The organism is Mesorhizobium sp. M8A.F.Ca.ET.208.01.1.1, from assembly GCF_004791315.1.
Taxonomy (GTDB): domain Bacteria; phylum Pseudomonadota; class Alphaproteobacteria; order Rhizobiales; family Rhizobiaceae; genus Mesorhizobium.
Window position 1 is genome coordinate 712,553 of sequence record NZ_SRUT01000001.1, and the last position, 18,770, is coordinate 731,322.

General features: G+C 61.7%; 20 protein-coding genes and 1 tRNA gene. 16 read left to right on the top strand and 5 right to left on the bottom strand.

Features of this window, described 5'->3' with window-relative positions:
• The first annotated feature begins 147 nt into the window (after positions 1–147).
• From EN851_RS03530 to EN851_RS03565, 8 genes are all read left to right on the top strand, one after another.
• On the top strand, positions 148–483 hold the full coding sequence (locus EN851_RS03530; protein ID WP_135928586.1) for a hypothetical protein: 336 nt from the start codon (positions 148–150) through the stop codon (positions 481–483).
• Positions 484–654: 171 nt separating this feature from the next.
• The gene (locus EN851_RS03535; RefSeq protein ID WP_135928587.1) at positions 655–1,008 is read left to right on the top strand and encodes a hypothetical protein; all 354 of its coding nucleotides are present in this window, start codon (positions 655–657) and stop codon (positions 1,006–1,008) included.
• A 23-nt stretch (positions 1,009–1,031) separates the two neighbouring features.
• Positions 1,032–2,189 (top strand): head maturation protease, ClpP-related, encoded by a 1,158-nt coding sequence (locus tag EN851_RS03540; RefSeq protein WP_135928588.1) that lies wholly within the window; start codon positions 1,032–1,034, stop codon positions 2,187–2,189.
• A 6-nt stretch (positions 2,190–2,195) separates the two neighbouring features.
• Positions 2,196–2,393 carry a hypothetical protein gene (locus EN851_RS03545; protein ID WP_135928589.1) on the top strand — a complete coding sequence of 66 codons (198 nt, stop codon included), beginning with the start codon at positions 2,196–2,198 and terminating at the stop codon, positions 2,391–2,393.
• A gap of 193 nt (positions 2,394–2,586) precedes the next feature.
• Positions 2,587–3,243 (top strand): DUF6441 family protein, encoded by a 657-nt coding sequence (locus tag EN851_RS03550; protein WP_135928590.1) that lies wholly within the window; start codon positions 2,587–2,589, stop codon positions 3,241–3,243.
• 3 nt (positions 3,244–3,246) lie between these two features.
• Positions 3,247–6,009 carry a hypothetical protein gene (locus tag EN851_RS03555; protein ID WP_135928591.1) on the top strand — a complete coding sequence of 921 codons (2,763 nt, stop codon included), beginning with the start codon at positions 3,247–3,249 and terminating at the stop codon, positions 6,007–6,009.
• Entirely contained in the window at positions 6,006–6,356 is a 351-nt protein-coding gene (locus EN851_RS03560; RefSeq protein ID WP_135928592.1) for a hypothetical protein, read from the top strand. The genes EN851_RS03555 and EN851_RS03560 overlap by 4 nt, the downstream gene beginning before the upstream one ends.
• A 77-nt stretch (positions 6,357–6,433) precedes the next feature.
• Complete coding sequence (locus EN851_RS03565) at positions 6,434–7,693, top strand: hypothetical protein (protein ID WP_135928593.1); 1,260 nt, start codon at positions 6,434–6,436, stop codon at positions 7,691–7,693.
• 45 nt (positions 7,694–7,738) lie between these two features.
• Here the strand turns inward: EN851_RS03565 and EN851_RS36995 are convergent, their stop codons facing one another.
• On the bottom strand, positions 7,739–7,981 hold the full coding sequence (locus EN851_RS36995) for a hypothetical protein (protein ID WP_135928594.1): 243 nt from the start codon (positions 7,979–7,981) through the stop codon (positions 7,739–7,741).
• 115 nt (positions 7,982–8,096) lie between these two features.
• Here EN851_RS36995 and EN851_RS36170 point away from each other — a divergent pair, with 115 nt between their 5' ends.
• Positions 8,097–8,255, top strand: a complete 159-nt coding sequence (locus EN851_RS36170; protein ID WP_189521759.1) for a hypothetical protein — start codon at positions 8,097–8,099, stop codon at positions 8,253–8,255.
• A 14-nt stretch (positions 8,256–8,269) separates the two neighbouring features.
• Here EN851_RS36170 and EN851_RS03575 read toward each other — a convergent pair whose 3' ends face one another.
• Positions 8,270–8,467: a hypothetical protein gene (locus tag EN851_RS03575; protein WP_135928595.1), complete on the bottom strand. Its 198-nt coding sequence runs from the start codon at positions 8,465–8,467 to the stop codon at positions 8,270–8,272.
• 502 nt (positions 8,468–8,969) lie between these two features.
• Between EN851_RS03575 and EN851_RS03580 the strand changes: the two genes are divergently transcribed.
• From EN851_RS03580 to EN851_RS03595, 4 genes are all read left to right on the top strand, one after another.
• Positions 8,970–9,818 (top strand): hypothetical protein, encoded by an 849-nt coding sequence (locus tag EN851_RS03580; RefSeq protein WP_135928596.1) that lies wholly within the window; start codon positions 8,970–8,972, stop codon positions 9,816–9,818.
• A gap of 216 nt (positions 9,819–10,034) precedes the next feature.
• The gene (locus EN851_RS03585) at positions 10,035–10,673 is read left to right on the top strand and encodes a MerR family transcriptional regulator (protein ID WP_135928597.1); all 639 of its coding nucleotides are present in this window, start codon (positions 10,035–10,037) and stop codon (positions 10,671–10,673) included.
• 7 nt (positions 10,674–10,680) lie between these two features.
• Positions 10,681–10,878: a hypothetical protein gene (locus EN851_RS03590; protein ID WP_135928598.1), complete on the top strand. Its 198-nt coding sequence runs from the start codon at positions 10,681–10,683 to the stop codon at positions 10,876–10,878.
• Positions 10,875–11,981: a site-specific integrase gene (locus tag EN851_RS03595; protein WP_135928599.1), complete on the top strand. Its 1,107-nt coding sequence runs from the start codon at positions 10,875–10,877 to the stop codon at positions 11,979–11,981. The genes EN851_RS03590 and EN851_RS03595 overlap by 4 nt, the downstream gene beginning before the upstream one ends.
• Positions 11,982–11,988: 7 nt before the next feature.
• Here EN851_RS03595 and EN851_RS03600 read toward each other — a convergent pair.
• The 3 genes from EN851_RS03600 to phaC all read right to left on the bottom strand — a co-directional run bounded on the left by EN851_RS03600 (position 11,989) and on the right by phaC (position 15,643).
• Positions 11,989–12,063: transfer RNA gene (locus EN851_RS03600), tRNA-Glu, on the bottom strand.
• 284 nt (positions 12,064–12,347) lie between these two features.
• The gene (locus EN851_RS03605; protein ID WP_127279867.1) at positions 12,348–13,592 is read right to left on the bottom strand and encodes a YcbK family protein; all 1,245 of its coding nucleotides are present in this window, start codon (positions 13,590–13,592) and stop codon (positions 12,348–12,350) included.
• Positions 13,593–13,807: 215 nt separating this feature from the next.
• A complete protein-coding gene (gene phaC, locus EN851_RS03610) occupies positions 13,808–15,643 on the bottom strand; it encodes a class I poly(R)-hydroxyalkanoic acid synthase (protein ID WP_127279868.1) in 1,836 nt (611 codons plus the stop codon).
• Between the two features lie 98 nt (positions 15,644–15,741).
• Here phaC and EN851_RS03615 point away from each other — a divergent pair, with 98 nt between their 5' ends.
• The 3 genes from EN851_RS03615 to EN851_RS03625 all read left to right on the top strand — a co-directional run bounded on the left by EN851_RS03615 (position 15,742) and on the right by EN851_RS03625 (position 18,765).
• Positions 15,742–16,134, top strand: coding sequence for a hypothetical protein (locus EN851_RS03615; protein WP_127279869.1), 393 nt, complete (start codon positions 15,742–15,744; stop codon positions 16,132–16,134).
• Positions 16,135–16,196: 62 nt separating this feature from the next.
• The gene (locus EN851_RS03620) at positions 16,197–17,414 is read left to right on the top strand and encodes an LL-diaminopimelate aminotransferase (RefSeq protein ID WP_127872635.1); all 1,218 of its coding nucleotides are present in this window, start codon (positions 16,197–16,199) and stop codon (positions 17,412–17,414) included.
• 37 nt (positions 17,415–17,451) lie between these two features.
• On the top strand, positions 17,452–18,765 hold the full coding sequence (locus EN851_RS03625; protein ID WP_127280820.1) for a homoserine dehydrogenase: 1,314 nt from the start codon (positions 17,452–17,454) through the stop codon (positions 18,763–18,765).
• Positions 18,766–18,770: the final 5 nt, after the last annotated feature.

The window sequence follows — 18,770 nt, forward strand, 5'->3', positions numbered from 1 at the left end:
ATCGCGATTGCCGAGCTGCCCGCGGGTCCTCCCGACGACAAAACCGTATGCGGGACGGCGTAGCCCGACACTCCTCCAGTCTGACGTTTTTTAACAAGCCTAAACAGCAGTCTAAACAACCCGCTAAAGTTGCAAAGGAGACCTAAAGTGAAGATCGACCTTTCGCGGATGGATCACATCCGCAGGATCAGAACCCGCGAGTTGGGGGGGCTCACCAAAATGACCGACGAACACAACGCGCTGATCGGCCAGCGGACCGACATTAAGCGCCAGATCGCCGATCTTGAGGATAACGCCCGGCACGTCCGCGATCCGGAGACGTTCCAGCCACGCCTGACGCAGGCCAAGGCAGCCCTGGCGATGGTGGAAACAAAGCTCATCTCTCTGTCTGCGGCTCTCGAATCCGCCAGGGAGCGCTCCAACACGGCAGGGAATCTATTGGTCCGTTGCGAACGCTTCGCGGAAACAGGGAGGATCGCATGAACGCCTTGGTAGCCAAGCTTGCCGGGATGGTGAAGGCGACGCGCAGCGCGGCGGTCGAAATCAGAGGCGGGCTCGATGCCCTCCAAAATCAGATCGCCGAGTTGAAGTCGAAACGCGCGACGATCGAATTTGCGCCTGTGCCGAAAGCCGAAGCGCTCAAGCGACCTCTTCGTGGCCAACATGACCGAGCGCGCTTTCAGCGCCCGCGTTTTTACCGAGCGCGACGGCTACAGGGCGCCGGCCGTGATCGAAAGCGCCGCGGGTTTCTTCGCCCTTGCCTTTGCGGCTCCTCTGATGCGCGAGCGCCTGGCTGCAGAGATCAGCGCAGAATATTCCGCCGGCGACGGTCCGACTGCTGAAGCACACAAGCAGATGCTGGCCAAGCTCGACGCCGAGCTCCTCGAGCTCGAAATGGCCGAGGAAGCGCTTCTGCGTGCCGCCGAGGCTGCGGGCATCGAAATACTGCGCCGGATCGACGCGGATCCACGTGCCGTTCTTGCGGCCGACAGCGCGCTGCCGGCCTAAACTTTCCAAGGAGGAATCAGAAAATGGATGTGCTCATCAAAGGCGAAATCGTTCTCTTCGGCACCGTCGGCGCCAAGCTCCTGCCGGACGAGGAGTTCTTCACCGACATCGACGTCAAGAACGCCCTGGCAAAGGTCGGGACGAGGGACATCAGCGTCCGCATCAATTCGGGCGGCGGTTATGCTGACCACGGCGTTGCCATCTACAACATGCTGAAGGATCATCCCGGCAAGGTGGATGTCACCATTGACGGCGTCGCAGCCTCGGCGGGTTCGCTCATTGCGATGGCCGGCGACACCATAACGATGAACACCGGCACGCTGATGATGGTCCACCGGGCGAGTATGGTTTCGATCGGCAATGTCGACGACCATGAGAAGAATCTCGAGAGCCTCAAGGCAACCGACAACAACATGGTCGACATTTACACGGCACGCACGGGCCGCGCCCGCGCCGAGATCGAGGCCGAGGTCACGGCTGAGACCTGGATGAACCCCGAACAGGCGGTAGCGAAAAAGTACGCCACCAAAGTGCTGGCCGCGCCGGCGGTGCGTGCCGCGGCATTTGACTATTCCCGCTATTCCAATCCGATCGCCAGCATGCTGGCCGGGGGATGGGCTCCGCCGCCGCCGCCGCCGATCCTGGAAACCCCGGCCACGATGGCAATGAAGTTCTGGCAGTTCGTCCGGTCGCACGACAAGGCCGTCGAGGCGTTGGCCGCTTCATTCGATGCACAGTTCAAGGGCCAGCAGATGGCGTCGAACCTGGCTTTCGCCGAAATCTGGAACGCGGCGCAGCTGGATGATATGCCGGCCGCCGATTGGGCGCCTTCACTCCAGCATTTCTCGGCCATCGACGCCACATGGGCCGTCCAGGCAGAAGCCATTCGCCGCGAGATGACCGACATGGCTGCCACCTGCGCGATGATGGGAAAACCGGAGCGGGTACTTGCGTTTATCAAAGCCGGAACTACCCAAAAGGCGGCATTTGCTCAGCTTCAGGCGGAGCGCGTCTCTGCCTACGAAGCGACGGCCCTAAGGACTTATGGCGGCGGCGCGAGCGTCGAGAGCCATTTTCAAGGCGCATCGGCGACAGCCCGCGACCAGGCTGCCATCGATAAGTCGTGGGAAGCCGCGATCGACAAGGCGAACGCTCGCCTCGGTCTTCAAGTGAGGCCCTGAAAAAGCATGGACCTCCGCGAAATGACCGGGCAGGAGATGGCCGCCTTCGCGTTCCTCTGCTGCTTCGACGTCCTTGGCCGCCGGGAGAGCGATCCGAACGCCAAGCAAGTTAGCGCCACGATCCGGCTGGAAACGCCGAGGGCCTACCGCTTGGCAGTACGCCGCCTTGCCTCGCTGCATCCTCAGTCTGAAACGGAGCATTGAGAGACATTTGCACTGGCTCGTCTTCGCTCTGGCCTGCGGCGTCATCCTCGCGGTGACGATGCTCTGATGCTGGCGCCTTGGAGCGCAACGGAATTCGCCTTCGCCGGCCCTATCGTTGGCGCGGCACTAAAGGATCAACGGAAGGAAAGGGGCTCGACATGTCCAGTATCAACCGTAGTGCAGCAACAGCACCATGACCGCGCGCTTCCGGTACAGCTATGGCAAGGGCGAGTTCGCCTCCGCGATGGCGTCGATCAAGGACCCGATCGCCGCTGCCGGCACTGGCGCCATGAAGGAACTCGCCGACATCGTGAAGCGTGAAGGCCGGCAGAACATGGCCTCTGCCGGCTTCTCCAACCGTTTCCAGAACACGTTTCGCGGGCAGATCTATCCGACCGACCGGAACTCGATAGACGCCGCCGCGGTGCTTTATTCGAAAGTCCGTCACAGCAATATTTTCGAGACTGGCGGTGAGATCGGCGGCAAGCCGCTCCTGTGGCTACCTCTGCCGTCGACACCGAAGAGGATCGGCCGGCAGAAAATGACGCCGGCTTTGTACGTCCGGCAGATAGGTCCGCTATTCACAATCGAACGCCCTGGCAAGGCGCCACTCCTGGCGGCCAATATAGGGGTCTCGGCACGACAGCGCGCGGCTGGCAACGTCGGCAAGGTTTCCAACGCGAGATTGCGCAAGGGTGCGTCAGGCACTGGCGCCAAACAGGCGGTGCCGTTGTTCATCGGCATCCCGAGCGCATCGATCAAAGACAAACTGCAAATCCGCGAGATCACCGAGCGCGCCGCGGGCCGCTTGGGCGATCTCTATTTCAAGCATCTAAATCCGGAGGGCTGACACATGGCCAAAGCACCAATTGTCCAAAGAGTGGCATTGGAAGGCGGCGCCGCGATCGAGGCGCAGCTCAAGAGCATGGGCGAAGCCGGCGAGCGAGCTTTCCGCGACCTGCAGAAGATCGCGGCATCAGTGAATTTCCAAAAGCTGTCGGCATCGCTCAGCAAGGCGCGCACCGACCTCGTCGCATTCGGCCAGAACGTCGCCATCCTGGGAACGGCCATCACCGCCGCTGCGGCGGGCGCCGGCGCCGCTGTGTTGGAATTGGCGTCTTCGGCTGGCGAAGCCGCCGACCAGGCTGGCAAGGCTGCGCAAAGCGCTGGTGTCACCACCCAGGCATATACCGAACTCGCCTTTGCTGCGAAAATGAGCAACCTCGAACAGGCCGACCTCGACGCCGGCATGTCGAAGTTGAACAAGACGCTTGGTGCGGCTGCCAACGGTTCGAAGTCGGCAATCGAGTTGTTCAAGAAACTCGGCGTTTCCATCCGCGATTCGGCGGGCAATTTGCGCACCCCGGACGTCGTCCTGCTCGACCTCGCCGACGCTTTTTCCAAACTACCAGACGGTGCATTGAAATCGGCCCTGGCAATTCAGCTATTCGGAAAGAGCGGCGCGAAGTTGCTGCCGTTTCTCAACGAAGGCAAGAAGGGCCTCATCGACCTTGGCGCGGAAGCGAAGGCGCTCGGCGTCACGCTTACCGATGCCCAGGCAAAGATTGGTGACAATCTCGGCGACGCGCTCGACAGCGTGTCTGCTGCAGCCGGCGGCGTGAAACTTCAGCTTGGTCTGCTGTTTGCGCCTGCCATCACTCAAGCCGCCACGGCGTTGACAGAACGGATCAAGCAGCTTCGGCCCGCCATCCAAGGCTTTGCCCAAGACATCGCCACCAAGGCTCTTCCGCTCATGCTCGATTTCGTCAACGCCCTGACCGGCAATGACGCGGATGTGTCGAACAAATGGGTTTTGGAATGGAGAGACGGCGCCATCGCCTTCGGGCAATCGATGGCCCAAGCGTCCACCATCGTTCTTGCCGCGATCGACAAGTTGCGCGCCGGGCTCGACCTGACGGCAACGGCGCTCAACGGCATTTTCGGCACCCACGTTTCTGGCGACGCTATCGGGCTGGTGCTTATTGCCGGGCAGATCACGGGCGGCTTCAAGGCGCTCTACTCTGCCGTCATCGCGGCGAAGGATGCCGTTGTCTTGCTGTTCGGCTTGGCCAGGGCAAATCCTTGGATCGCGGCAATCACCCTCATCGGCAGCGGCATCCTGCTTTGGGCGACGCGCACAGACCAGGCTACGGCAGCACTCCAGCGTCACGAGGGCTTGGTCGAGGGCGTTAAGGACGCCTACGGGCGGGCCGGCAATGCCGTCAAAAACATGACCGACGAGATTCGCAACGGTCTGATCATTCAACAGCGTGCGGCCTTGCAAGACTTGGTGCCGGCATTCGAAGCCGAGATCAAGCGCCTGCGCGACCTGGCCGCCGCGCCAGCCAAGGAAAACCCCTTCAGCCAAGCCCTTCGGGACTTCGCCGCCGGTGGGAGCCTCGAGGCCTATCTCGCCGCGATTAAGAAGATCGGCGCCGCCAATCCCGAACTCAACGCCGCAGCGGATGCCTTTGTGCACTTGACCGACAAGGCCACCGGTTTGCAGGACAAGATCAAGCCGTCGGCGGACTTCCTCGATCTGCTCACCGGTAAGATCACCGATGCCGCCTTCCAGGCGCGCCAGGCTGGTGCCGGCTTCCAGGCTCTTGGCACCGATGCCAACGCGGGACTCACCAATGCGGGAGCCGCTGCCGACACGACGAAGGCCAAGGTTGAGGCGTTGGGCCAGACGATTACGGTCATCCGAGGCGGCGGCGACAAGCTTACCGCCGAGACTTTCAACGTCGTCAACGGTATCGCCCAGCGCACCGAACAGGGGAAGCAGGCTCTCGACAGCTTGAAGTCCAGCGTCGACGACACCAGCAATGCTGTGGGCGGTGTCTCGGATGAAATCACCAACAGCATCAGCGCAATCGCGCCGGCTGCACAGGAGGCCGCCAGCGGGTTCAACAGTTCGCTCGGCAATCTTGACGCTGGTGCCGCTCAGGCCGCCGCAGAGGCTATCGTGGCACCGTTCACGACGCTGCCCGGAAAGTTCAGCGCCATCCTCAACGGCATCCGGGCACTGCTGCAAGGCGGCTTTACGGGCCTGCAAGGCATTGTCACCAGCCTCGCCAGTCAGATCGAGTCCGCGATCGCGCGCATCCTGTCGGCATTGCGGGAGGCCGCAGCGGCAGCCTCGTCGTTGCGCGCACAGGCCGGCTCCTCGTCGGCTTCGCAGTCCGGTGGCTCACATGGTGGCTTTGCCGGCGGCGGCTTCGTCAGCGGTCCCGGCGGTCCGACGAGCGATTCCATCTTGGCTTGGTTGTCCGACACCGAATTCGTCATGCAAGCGCGAGCTGTGCGGAAGTACGGCCTCAACTTCTTCAATGCGCTCAACCAAGGGGCTATCCCGCTCGACGCGCTGCGCGGGTTCTCGCTTGGCGGCTTCGTCGACAACTTCAATCGCTCAATGGCGATCCCGAGATACGCTGGCGGCGGGCTGGTTTCGTCTGTTGCACCGTCGGGCGCAGGCAACCAGCGCACACCTATCGTCCTGCAGTTGCCGGGCGGGGAACAGATCTCCGACTTGACCATCGGTGATATCGCGCTCACCCGACTGCAGCAGTTCTTGCAGCGAGAGGCTACGACGCGGAACGGTCGGAGGCCAAAATGACCTTCCCGAACCCAGGACTCGGCCCATTCGAGGCCGAGAATGCGGACTGGTCAGCGCACGTCACGCGCGGCTTTGTGCGCGAGATATCGATGGACCAATTGAACGCACCCGGATGCGATCCGGCACACGCGGCCATGGCGCATCTGACCGGCTTCATTATCTGCGCCATGACTGACGCCAACAAGCGCGGCGACGGAAGTCAGCAGATCATGCCGGACCTGGCCGAACAGGTTCGGGTGCGCTTAGAGCCGTTGTTTGCCGGCTCAATCGTGGTCAGCTTTCTGCAGGACGCCAAGCCCTTGTTGACGGTGGTGCCCGGCGGCAAGCTACCGGACGACGCGGCATGACCGCCTATCTCACGTTCACCTTGGCCGCTGGCGTCGTGCTGGCGCTGGCCTGGCCGTTTTAAGGAAAAGGAATTCCCATGTTCGTCCACATGCTCAATGACAGAAAGACATGGCAACGGGGAGCCGTGCCGCCACCCGCTGCATGGACGCCAGCAAATCTCACAGGGCTGCTGGCCTGGCACGACGCCAAGGATCTGGCGACGATCACCGCCGCGAGCAGCCTGATCTCGGCCTGGAACGACAAGAGCGGCAACAACAACCACCTTACCGAAGCGACCAACAAGCCCAATTACTCCTCGTCGGCACAGCTGGGCGGAGTAAATGTCATAGATTGCGGGCCGGTGGGCAATCCTCCTGTTTCGAGCGGGAGGAAGATGTCGTGGACAAGCGCGATCACCACGGCCAAAGCGATATTTGCGGTGGTTGGCACCGGCGCTAATGCAAGCTTGGAGGGCGGCGGGTTCCTGTTCGGCAGTACCGGGTCAACCTACCCATTCCATCGTGGCGGGACTTCACATCAGGAAGGCTATCTGGTGGCTGACCCCCTCGTGAATGTCCTGTACGGCGATGCTGACTGGCGGGATACGGCAGCACGTCGCAACGGTGCCACGGTAAATCCCAGCATTCAGGGTTTTACGGGCCAAAGCACCTGGAACATCGTAGGACTCAAGACAGCCGGTTCTGCTGCTGGATCATTCGACAGCATCAATTTTGACCGTGGAACTTCGCGTGGCGGGGCCGATTGGGCGGAGATAATAGTCCTCAATGCGGTGCCCTCCGACAATGACATTAAGCGCATCGAGGGGTATCTGAAGAACCGCTGGGCCACGGTGACGCTTCCCGAAATTCACCCCTACGCAAGCGCTCGCCCGCATATCGGTGACACACCCGTAGACAACCCCCTGACCAGTCACAGATGGTGGCGGATGGTGAATTTTACTGTCATGACGCGTGGCGAGAATTATTCAGGCATGTCAGAGCTGGAGGTCTATGAGACCATCGGTGGAGCCAACGCGATGAGTTCGGCGACCCTGTCAACGTCTGTCGCACTTAGAGACGGTGCACTTAGCGACCTCACGAATGGTAACCTGTCAGCAGACCGTGCTCAATGGGACGGCCAGTCGTTCGATGTCATCATGGATTTTGGCTCAGGTCAGAGCAAGATCCTGAACCAGGTTGGCATCGCGCCGAACAAAGATGCTGTAGGGCGCTCGCCTCAATGGTTTGTCATGCAGTATTCTGATGACGGCACAAATTTCCATGACAGTTGGCTGGGTATCGTGTCCTCCGCCTACACGCTCGGCACGATCAAGAAGGTGTCGCCAGCCTCGATCTAAGCGGCTCGGCCGGCGGGCCGCCAACGCGCCGCCGAGCCGGTTGCGCTAGCCAGCCATAGGCGTCCTAACCGGCCCCGTGGTGTTCCATTGAATGAACTCGACTTCCTTACCGGTGACGTCCCGCACGGTTTTCAGCAGAACCTCATGCAAGACACGGGTAGACCGGTAATGGTCGCAGTGAGGCGATATGAACGGCTTGACGATGCTCTTATGCAGCGCTTCCGCTGCTGCCAGGAAGCGCTCGATTTCAGCCTGGGATAACTGCTTTGACGGCTTTGACCTAGCCATTGCGATCTCTCTCGTTTGAGGAATCGCCCCACCTAGAGGACATAATTCCTAACAAGCACAAAAGTTGCAAACGAGGGATTCACAGCCGAATCACGTCGGTTTATGGTGCCCGACCATGGAAACCGCTCTCGACGAGCTTGCCCGCCTCCTGAAAGCCCCGCAGCCCAGCCTGCGAGACCGCTACGGCCTTTTCGTCCTGAAGTTCGCCGGCAACCTCGCCACCGGCGTGGCTATCGGCCTCGGCATCGGTGTCGGCCTGGCGCTCGCCGGCTGATCGTGTGCGGCAGATCATTGTAGAAGCCGATCCAGCGATTGCAGCACCACGGCGACGGCGGCGGCCGAAGCTGCCCAGCTCGCCCATTTCCCTTGCCGGGCTATGTCCGGCATCATGTCGTCGATACTGTCCCGAATCTTGACAGTCGAGGCTCGAAAGCCGAGCGCCGCCGCGACAATGCTTGCGATGATTGAAAGATACGGAAGCCACATAGGCCAATCCCCACACGTCCCACTTGAATACTGCGCTGACATTTTTACGCGCGCAAGACCAGGTCGAAAGACTTGTGGCGGATGAAAACTCTTCCCGTCTGGAATAGTTTTCGGCCCGTCTGTTTTCCCCCGGGAGGGGAGTTGACGATCTTGGCGAATAAGCGGAATCTGATCGCGGGTTTGAACACCCTGACCGCGATACTGCAGAAAACTACGGTTTGGCGCCGTAAGGCTCTGCTGAGGCGCGTTCGCGGGCCTTGGCGGGCTTGCGATGCGCATGGCCGCCCTAGCGGGCGTCCGACTTCGGCCACGTTATCGCGGCCGGGGGCAGGACGCAATATGTCCAGGGCGAGAGCCTAAAGGCGTTCTGACTGGTCTCGCGGCCAGTGTTCAACCCCCGGCTCCGGCGCCGCCCGCCGGATGTTGGGAAACCGTTCTGTCCCAGAACGGTTTTCCCGCCGGCTTTGAACAGCCGGTTCGAACCGCGAGAGGAAAATCCATCATGTCGAACATCAAGCCTGTGGCGGCCGATGGCCAGCGCAAGCACGCCTTCGTCACCTTGCTTTCAGAATACCTCAAGGCTCCGCCCGATCTTCAGCAGCTCGTCCTCGACCACGCACGGCGATCCGCCGAGGAAAACCAGCGCAGAGTTGAGAAAGTAGAAACCACGTCGGCCGGCGCCGGGGGATACGCCCAAAAAGCAGAGGGGCATGGTCTCGTCGCTGGGACGCGACGGCTTATGATTCCACTGGCGGTAGGAGGCCAACCGATGGAGGGTTTTTTGAACCAACACGTGTCCCGCCGGACCATCATGGGCGCATCAGCCGGCCTCGCGGCGATCTCTATGCCTACTGCCGTCGCGGTCGCGGCCGATGGAAATTTGCAGACTCGCCAAGCTGGCGGCGTGGCTCTCGAGCTGCAGGCATTGCAGAAAGCGTTCAACGTCGAATTTCGAACGCTCAACAAGCACCGGAAGATTTTCACCGCGGCCGAGCAGCGGTTTTTTGCGATGCGTCCGGCTCAACCGAAACGGACATCATTGGAAGAAGTCAACAGAGCCCAGGATGAGGCCTGGGACGCTGCCTATGAGGTGGCGCGACACAAGAGCGGCTTTGCTGCCGTCGACAAAGCGTTCGTGGCTCAGTTCAGGCGAACTGATCGGGCGGCCGGCAGAATCCTGCGCTTCAAGGCCGTGTCGTTGGAAGACATCCAGATCAAGCTCGAAGTGCATGGCAGGTGGGTATTCGATGAAGGCGACAAGATCACGCAGGTCTTGGGCAGCGATATCCGCCGGGTCGCCAAGGCGCAACGCTCAAATGTTTCACGGGGAACGGCTGCTGTAACAGGTTAATTGGGTGGCTAAATTGGCCTCCCTTTGTCGAAACTACTGCGGAAATTCCGCAGTTCGCCAAGCGGTGGGGAATTTCCCCACCGCACCGTGTCGGTGCGGATTCCGCACCTTTGTCATGTGGGTCAGCAAATTGCAGACCCGGCTGTGGTGGCGACAGACCGTTCCGTCCCGGAACGCTGCAAAAGCCGCCGACTGTCGGCAGCTTTACCCTGAGGAATGTCACCAGTTTCTATTTTTGCTACGCTTGTATCGTCTGCGAATCTGCGCTACACCTGTAGCGTGAGTTTTTCGGAGGCGACCAAGGTGATTGCGGCTAGCGGCAAGCAATTTTCTGCCCCTCAGGTGTGCGAGGCGGCTGGATGCAAGCAGGTGACGCTGCGTGCGTGGCGCCGGCGCAACGGCCTTTTTCCAGAGACCCAAACTGATCGGAGACAGAACCATTTCTATTCGTTGACTGACGTCTGCATCGTTCGCGCCATAGTCGTGCTTACCCATCATGGGCTAGCCGCCGAAGACGCTATTGAGTTCGCCCAAGACCAGTATTTTGGCATGGGTCTCGGCCATTACATTGAAGAGTTTTTCCTAAACGACGGTCGCTCCATTAGGGACAGCATTGTCGGCTTTTTCATGGGGGATGGGACAAAGCCGGGCGACCGGATATTCGATTTTGATTCGAATGAAACCGTCGATGCCGCGGATCGCCCTAAATCGAGGCTGACTTTTCTCATTTTCGGAGCTGGCGAAGATCCCTTGATCTCGTGTCTGTCGAACCCGACAGGTGCGGTCACTTTCGTCAATTTGAAGACGATAGTGCAGCACGTCATGGATGCGTTGGCTCTGGTCAGGGTGGGCTGAGAAGGCGATGGCAAACCGCGCTGCGCTGATCACCCAGGCTGACGCGACCCGCCTTTTCAAGGCGGCAAAGCTCGCTGGCTATGATCGTGCGCGCTTCGTCTCTCATCCTGATGGCCGCATCGAAGTCTTGGTCGAGACGGCCGCCGTCGAACGCGGTCCCTCCGTCGATGCCAAACCCAACGAATGGGACGACGTGCTCAAATGAAGCGGCGCGCGCAGAACCCTTTCCCTGGCATTGCACGCGTGTTCGATCGCCACGGCAAAGCCCGCTGGCGCTTCCGTAGGAAGGGCAGGGCGAGCGCCTACATCCCCGGCGAATATGGCTCGGAGGAATTCCGTTCGGCCTATCTGAAAGCCGCCAGCGGCGACCCCGCGGAGGCCTCGGTGCGCCATCACCAGCACGGCACCTTCAATTGGCTGATCGAGCACTACAAGCGGACGCCGAAATGGAAGAAGCTCGCGCCGATCTCCCAGAAGAATCTCGGTAACGAGTTCGACCGCTTCAGCCGGGAATACGGCACGCGCCACCTCTCGACCCTTCGACCCGAACACGTCGAAGCCATCATCGCGAAGAAGGCGGATTCGCCTGCTGCCGCCAACCGGCTGCTGAAGCTGCTTCGTCGCCTGTCACGATTCGGGATCAAGAAGGGCCTGCGGTCCGATGACCCTACTATTGGCGCTGAGCGCTACAAGGAGAACCCGGACGGCTTCCACACATGGACCGAGCCGGAGGTGCTGCACTTTGAAGAGCATCACGGGATTGCAAGCAAGCCCGTACTGGCCCTGCGGCTGATCCTCAACACCGGCGCTGCGCGCCAGGATGTTGCCTCTCTCGGCCGTCAGAACGTCAGGGACGGGCGCATCAGCTATCGCAGGAAGAAGACCGGAGGTGAAGTCGATCTGCCGATCCTGGAGGAATTGCTGGAGGTGCTCCGGAATCTCCCGGTCGACCGCCTTCTCTTCCTTACCCATACCGGGGACAGGCCTTATAAGGCGACGTCATTCGGCAATTGGTTTCACGACCAGTGCGTCGCCGCGGGTCTGCCACACTGCTCGTCGCATGGCCTTCGCAAAGCTGGTGCTACGCGCCTTGCCAACGCCGGCGCTAGCGAGCTCGAAATCATGGCTTTCCTCGGCCATCGCACACCGGACGAGGCGCGGACCTATGTCAAGAAGTTCAATCGCAGCCGCCTCGGCGATACCGGCATGGAGAAGGTCGCGAGGGCAAAAAGCGAACAAGGTTTGTCCAACCGTGTCGAAAGGTTGGACATTCACCGCCGTAAGGCTTTGAAGAAAAAGGGTAATTAAATGAAGGTGGTACGCCCAAGGGGAATCGAACCCCTGTTACCGCCGTGAAAGGGCGGTGTCCTAACCGCTAGACGATGGGCGCGCTCAGACGAAGCGGCTTATACTGACGTTGCGCGCAACCGGCAACCCGTTAGGTGCCGCCTTGGACAACTTTTTTCCGGCCCGCCAGATCAGCGATTTCGCGAGGGTTGGCAGGGCCTGGCAATTTGCGGTGACGTCAGTCGCTTCGTCGTCCTCGGGCCGTCGCGACAAGGCTTCGCGTCTGCTTCGCACAGGAGTGACGAAGTCGAGCCGGCTTCGGCCAATCTTGAAGGTTCACGGGAGCGCTATTGGCGGAGCCCAACAGGCTCAGGTCCATTGACGCTGTCAGCCGTCGCCACCGCCACTGCGCCGGCGGCAGCGCCAGTTCCAGTCGCGCTCGGGGCCGACGTCGACATGGACCGATTCGGTGTGGCAATAAGTGCCGACGCCGCCGCGGCCTGGCATGGTCCTGATGTAGTTCGCCAGCTCCCATTTGGAGACGCCGGGCACCTGGATGTCGGCGGCGGCGCAATACATGTGCAGCGAATTCTTGGCGCCGTTGGCGCGGCGGTTGCGGGCCGGGTCGCGATAGCCGGAGGTCACCATCATCTTGCGGCCGTAGTGGCCTTCGATCGTCTTCAGCACGCGCACGAGGGACGGCTTCAGGCAGGCGACGTCCACGCTCTCATTCTGCTTCAGGAGACCGTTGGGCGCCAGGCGGGCCATGCCGGCGGCCGACGCAACCTGATAGCTGCCGCCCGAGCCTTCGTCCTCGTTGAGGTCGACGTCGCTTTCGTCGTCGAGGCCGGATTTGCGCTTGATCTCGAACAGGGCCGTCTGGCGCACGCCGGGCAAGGCATCGCTACCGGTGATGTGACCGGCTTCGTCACCGGTCGAAGCCAACTGTATCGGCTTTGCCGTGGAATCGGCCGAGGCCAAAGTGATGATCGGCTTTGCCGGAGCGGGCTTGGCCTGCACGGTCGGCTGTTCGCCCGATCGTGGGTTGAGCAGCGGCGCGGGCGTCGCCGAAGCGGGGGTGGCGCCGAACATCGAGGCCAGGAAGCCTTTCTTCTTCGGAGCCTCGGCTTGCGGCGCCTCGCCGGCGGTCACATAGACCGGATTGTTCATCACCGGTGCCGCAGCCGGCTTCGGCGCCGTCGCGGCGGCATCGGCGGCGGCGATCTTCTGGGCGACCGCGTCGGTCTGCTGCGCCGTCTGTACCGGCTGCTGCAGGGCCTGCGGCGTCTGTCCCGCGATCGTTTCCGCGCCGGCCGGCGTGGGAAGCGGGAAAGCGGCCTGGGGCTTGGCCACGGGTACGTAGGCAACTGTCTCGGGGAGTGCCGCGTCGCTTTCGCTCATCACGGTCGTCTGCTCCGTCGCCACCTGCGACGACGAATCGGTGGCGGCTGGGGGCTTGCCCGTGGAGGCGGCGTGGATGTCCGATGCGGAAGCATTATAGCCCGGCATTCCAACCGACATCGTCGGGTCGCCAGCCGATGTGCAGGAGGCCAGAAGCACGGAGCAGAGCGCTGCCACAATGGCGCGGCGTTCTCCCTTTGCGAGGCTCCATCCTGCTGATTTCAAAGTCAAATTCCCCCTCGACGTCCGGTCGGTACATCCGTGTCGCTGACTGGCATGTCCGCGTCAGGGTGACCTTTGTCTCCGATCCGGAAACGAGACCTGTGTCAAATCAGCAAGCCTGTAAGTATTTTTGCAGCGATTGCCGAATTGCGGCTGCTTGATGGTTGACGACACCATTTCGCCCGCTTTTAGGGGGCCGTCAACTCACCACACATTACAGTCCGTTACACACGCACCTTGACATAGGTACCGGGAGCATCGCCCAAGGTTTTCATATGCTTGCCGGGTTTGCGGGCAGGTACGCGGGTGTTGTCCTTGGCCTCTATCCAGCTTTGCCAATGCGGCCACCAGGATCCGGGATGGTCCGTGGCCCTTTCTATCCACTGATCGAAGTCGCCTTTCGGCGGGCCGCCGGTCCAGTACTGGTACTTGTTGGATGCGGGCGGATTGACGACGCCCGCTATATGTCCCGATCCCGCCATCACGTACTCGACCGGGCCGCCGAAATATTTCGAGCCGAGGAAGACGGACAAAGCCGGCGCGATGTGATCTTCCCGGGAGGCGAGATTGTAGACCGGGATGGTGACATCGCCGAGCGAGACCGTGTGGCCCGCCAGCTCCATCGTGCCGCGCGAGAGGTTGTTCTCGAGATAGCAGTTGCGCAGGTAGAAGGAATGGTTGGCCGCCGCCATGCGGGTCGAATCGGCGTTCCAGTAGAGCAGGTCGAAGGGCAGGGGATCCTTGCCGCGCATGTAGTTGTTGACGACATAGGGCCAGATCAGGTCACCCGAGCGCAGCATGTTGAAGGCGGTGGCCATCTTGGTGCCGTCGAGATAGCCTTTTTCGTTCATCGACTTTTCCACCGCCGCGACCTGTTCCTCGTCGACGAACACTTTCAAATCGCCGGCATGGGTGAAGTCGACCTGCGTGGTGAAAAAGGTCGCCGACTTGATGCGGTCGTCGCCTTCCCCAGCCATCAGCGCCAGTGCCGCCGCCAGCAGCGTGCCGCCGACGCAGTAGCCGATCGCGTTGACGTCGCGTTCGCCGGTCGCCTTCTCGATCGTGTCGAGGCCGTATTGCAGGCCCTCCCGGATATAGGCTTCCCAGTTCTTGGCGCCGTGACGTTCGTCCGGATTGATCCAGGAGATGACGAAAACGGTGTGGCCTTGCTCGATCGCCCAGCGGATGAAGGATTTCTGCGGGTTGAGATCGAGGATGTAGAACTTGTTGATCCAGGGCGGGCAGATCAGCAGTGGGCGCTTCAGCACCGTCTCGGTCGCCGCATCATACTGGATGATCTCGGCGACATCGCTGCGCCCGACCACCTTGCCGGGCGTGGTGGCGATGTTCCTGCCGATCTCGAAGGGCGAATAGTCGGCCTGGCGCAATTTCAGGTCGCCCTTGCCTGCGGCGATGTCCTCGGCCAGCATCTTCATGCCGCGCACCAGGTTCTCGCCGTTGGAGGCGACGGTTTCGCGAAACAATTCGGGATTGGTCAGGATGAAATTGGACGGCGAGATGGCGTTGGATACCTGCTTGACGTAGAAGCTCGCCTTGTGGCGGGTATGCTCGTCCAGGCCTTCGGCGTGGTCGACCAGTTCGGACGCCCAGCGCGAGGTGACGAGATAGGCCTGCTTGAGGAAATCGAAGAAGGCGTTGCGGCCCCATTCCGGATCCTGGAAGCGCTTGTCGCCGCGCTCCGGCTTGACGGCATCGTCGGCACCCTCGGCGTTGGGGCTGACGCGCTGGATGGCGTTCGCCCAAACCGTCATATAGCCGGCGAACAGCCGCGTCTGCGCTTCGAGCGCGCGCTGCGGATCGGCAAGCCAGTATTCACTGAGCTTGGAGAAAGTCTTGACCATGTCGACGACAGGCTCGGCGACGTGGTCGCGCACCTCACCCTTTTCGCGCGGTTCAGCCCAGGCGGATGCCGCCTTGCCGGCCTGTTCGATCATCCGCGCCATGTTCAGCGCGAAGCGTTCCGGGTCCTTCACCAGATATTGCTCGACCGTCGAAGGTCCGCCATCTTCCGCTTTGCCCGAATCGGGTGTTTTGGACATGGTTCGCGGGGTTCCTCCGGAAGCGTTTTCTTGACATATTAACATGGGACATCCGACAGGGTCCAATCTCGCTCTACCCCGGCTGCCAAGGAAACAATATGACGATTAAGTTTGGCGAGACTGTTTTTTTCGGTGCGGGCCATTTTTTCCGCATCGGCGCTGCGATCATGTTCGTGGCCATCGCCGGGTGCTCGAGCACGAATACCGGCGGTCCGGTGCCGATGGCCACCGACGCGGGGCCGAAGGATACCGGCACCTTTCCGAACCTCAACATCCCGCCGCAAGTGGCGGCGAAACAGTTCACCGAGGCCGAGAAGAACGCCAAGCTGGCCCAGTTGAAGGCCGACGAGAACGCGCAGCGTGCCAAAAGAGGCGGCGCTGCCGTCACCAACCAGGCGGCGCTAACCGATCTCGCGAAGAAACATGGTCCGCAGACGCTGACGCAGATCGAAGGCAAATGCGACCCCGCCCTCGACCCTACCTGCAAATGAGTATATAGCGCGCGCCCAATGCCCTAACATATCCGGGGCTCCCTTTGCTGTCTGGAACTGCCATGGAAGAATTTCACAAGGTCCGCCGGCTTCCGCCTTATGTGTTCGAGCAGGTCAACCGGCTCAAGGCCAGCGCCCGTTCGCGCGGCGCCGACATCGTCGACCTCGGCATGGGCAATCCGGACCTGCCGACGCCCAAGGCCATCGTCGACAAATTATGCGAGGTCGTGCGCGATCCGCGCACGCACCGCTATTCCTCATCGCGCGGCATTCCCGGCCTGCGCCGCGCCCAGGCAAACTACTATGCCCGCCGCTTCGGCGTGAAGCTCAACCCCGACACCCAGGTGGTGGCCACGCTTGGCTCGAAGGAAGGCTTCGCCAACATGGCGCAGGCGATCACCGCGCCCGGCGACGTGATCCTGTGCCCCAATCCGACCTATCCGATCCACGCCTTCGGCTTCATCATGTCGGGCGGCGTCATCCGTTCGCTGCAGGTCGAGCCCGATGACGGCTTCATCCCGGCGCTCGAGCGCGGCGTCCGCCATTCGATCCCGAAGCCGCTGGCGCTGATCCTCAACTATCCGTCGAACCCGACGGCGCTGGTGGCCTCGCTCGATTTCTACAAGGACGTGGTGGCCTTCGCCAAGAAGAACGACATCATCATCCTGTCCGACCTTGCCTATTCGGAAATCTACTTCGACGGCAATCCGCCGCCTTCCGTGCTGCAGGTGCCGGGCGCCATGGACGTCTGCGTCGAGTTCACCTCGATGTCGAAGACCTTCTCCATGCCCGGTTGGCGCATGGGCTTCGCCGTCGGCAATGAGCGGCTGATCTCGGCGCTGACCCGGGTCAAATCCTATCTCGATTACGGTGCCTTCACGCCGATCCAGGTGGCGGCCGCGCACGCGCTCAATGGCGACGGTGCCGATATCGCCGAGGTGCGTGACATCTATCACAAGCGCCGCGACGTGATGGTCGATGCCTTCGGCCGCGCCGGATGGACCGTTCCCGCACCAGCGGCCTCGATGTTCGCCTGGGCGCCGATCCCGGAGCCGTTCCGTCATCTCGGCTCGCTCGAATTCTCCAAGCTGCTCATCGAACACGCCGATGTGGCGGTGGCGCCTGGTGTCGGTTTCGGCGAGCATGGCGATGATTTCGTGCGCGTGGCGCTGGTCGAGAACGAGCACCGGATCCGCCAGGCGGCGCGCAACATCAAGCGCTTCCTGTCGACCAGCGCCAAGCAGCCCAACAATGTGGTGCCGCTTTCCGCCCACCGGTAAATACAAATTCGATCTGATTTGAGGGGCGTCGCCTTCCATGGCTGAAGCACTGCGTGTTGGAATTGCCGGACTCGGCACGGTCGGCGCATCGGTGGCGCGCGTGTTGCGCGACAAGGCGACGGAACTGACCCGCCAATGCGGGCGCGACATCATCGTGTCGGCGGTTTCGGCGCGCGACCGGAAACGCGACCGTGGCATCGATCTAAGCGCCGCGAACTGGTTCGACGATCCGGTTAAGATGGCGCAGACCGCCGAGCTCGACGTTTTCGTCGAGCTGATCGGCGGCGATGAGGGGCCGGCGCGGGCCTCGGTGAAAGCCGCGCTCGAAGCCGGCCGTCATGTCGTCACCGCCAACAAGGCGCTGCTTGCCAAGCATGGCGTGGCGCTTGCCGAAATCGCCGAGAAGAAGGGCGTGCTGCTCAACTACGAGGCCGCTGTAGCCGGTGGCATTCCCGTCATTAAGACGATGCGTGAAGCGATGGCCGGCAACTCGGTCAACCGTGTGTTCGGCATTCTCAACGGCACCTGCAACTATATCCTGACCCGCATGGAGGCCGAGGGAGTCTCCTTCGACGTCGTGCTGAAGGACGCGCAGCGGCTGGGCTATGCCGAAGCCGATCCGACCTTCGACATCGAGGGCCATGACACCGCGCACAAGCTGTCGATTCTGACCAGCCTAGCCTTCGGCACCAGGATCGCGGCGAACGACATCTACATGGAAGGCATTTCCAACATTACCCAGGCCGACATCCGTGCGGCAGGCGATCTCGGCTACCGGATCAAGCTGCTCGGCGTCGCCCAGCGCACAGAGAGCGGCATCGAGCAGCGCGTCCATCCGACCATGGTGCCGACGGCTTCCGTCATCGCGCAGGTGCACGGCGTCACCAATGCGGTGGCCATCGAGACCGATATTCTGGGCGAGTTGCTGCTCTCCGGCCCCGGCGCCGGCGGCAATGCCACCGCCTCGGCGGTCATCGGCGACGTCGCCGACATCGCCAAGAGCCGGCCCGGCTTCCAGCATGGTCCTGTCTTCGGTCGGCCGGCGAAGGAGTTGAAACCCTACAGGAAGGCGCAGATGCGCAGCCATGCCGGCGGCTACTTCATCCGGCTGACCGTGCATGACCGCATCGGCGTGTTCGCGGCGATCGCAAAGCGTATGGCCGACAATGATATTTCGCTGGAATCGATCGTCCAGCATGCGGTCAGCGGCGAGGCGGCGGCGCAGAAGACAGTGATCCTCGTCACCCACGAGACCACCGAGGCCGCCGTGCGCAAGGCCGTCGACGGCATCACCAAGGACGGCCATCTGACCGACAAGCCGCAGGTCATCCGCATCGAGCGGGCAGGGTAGCAGGC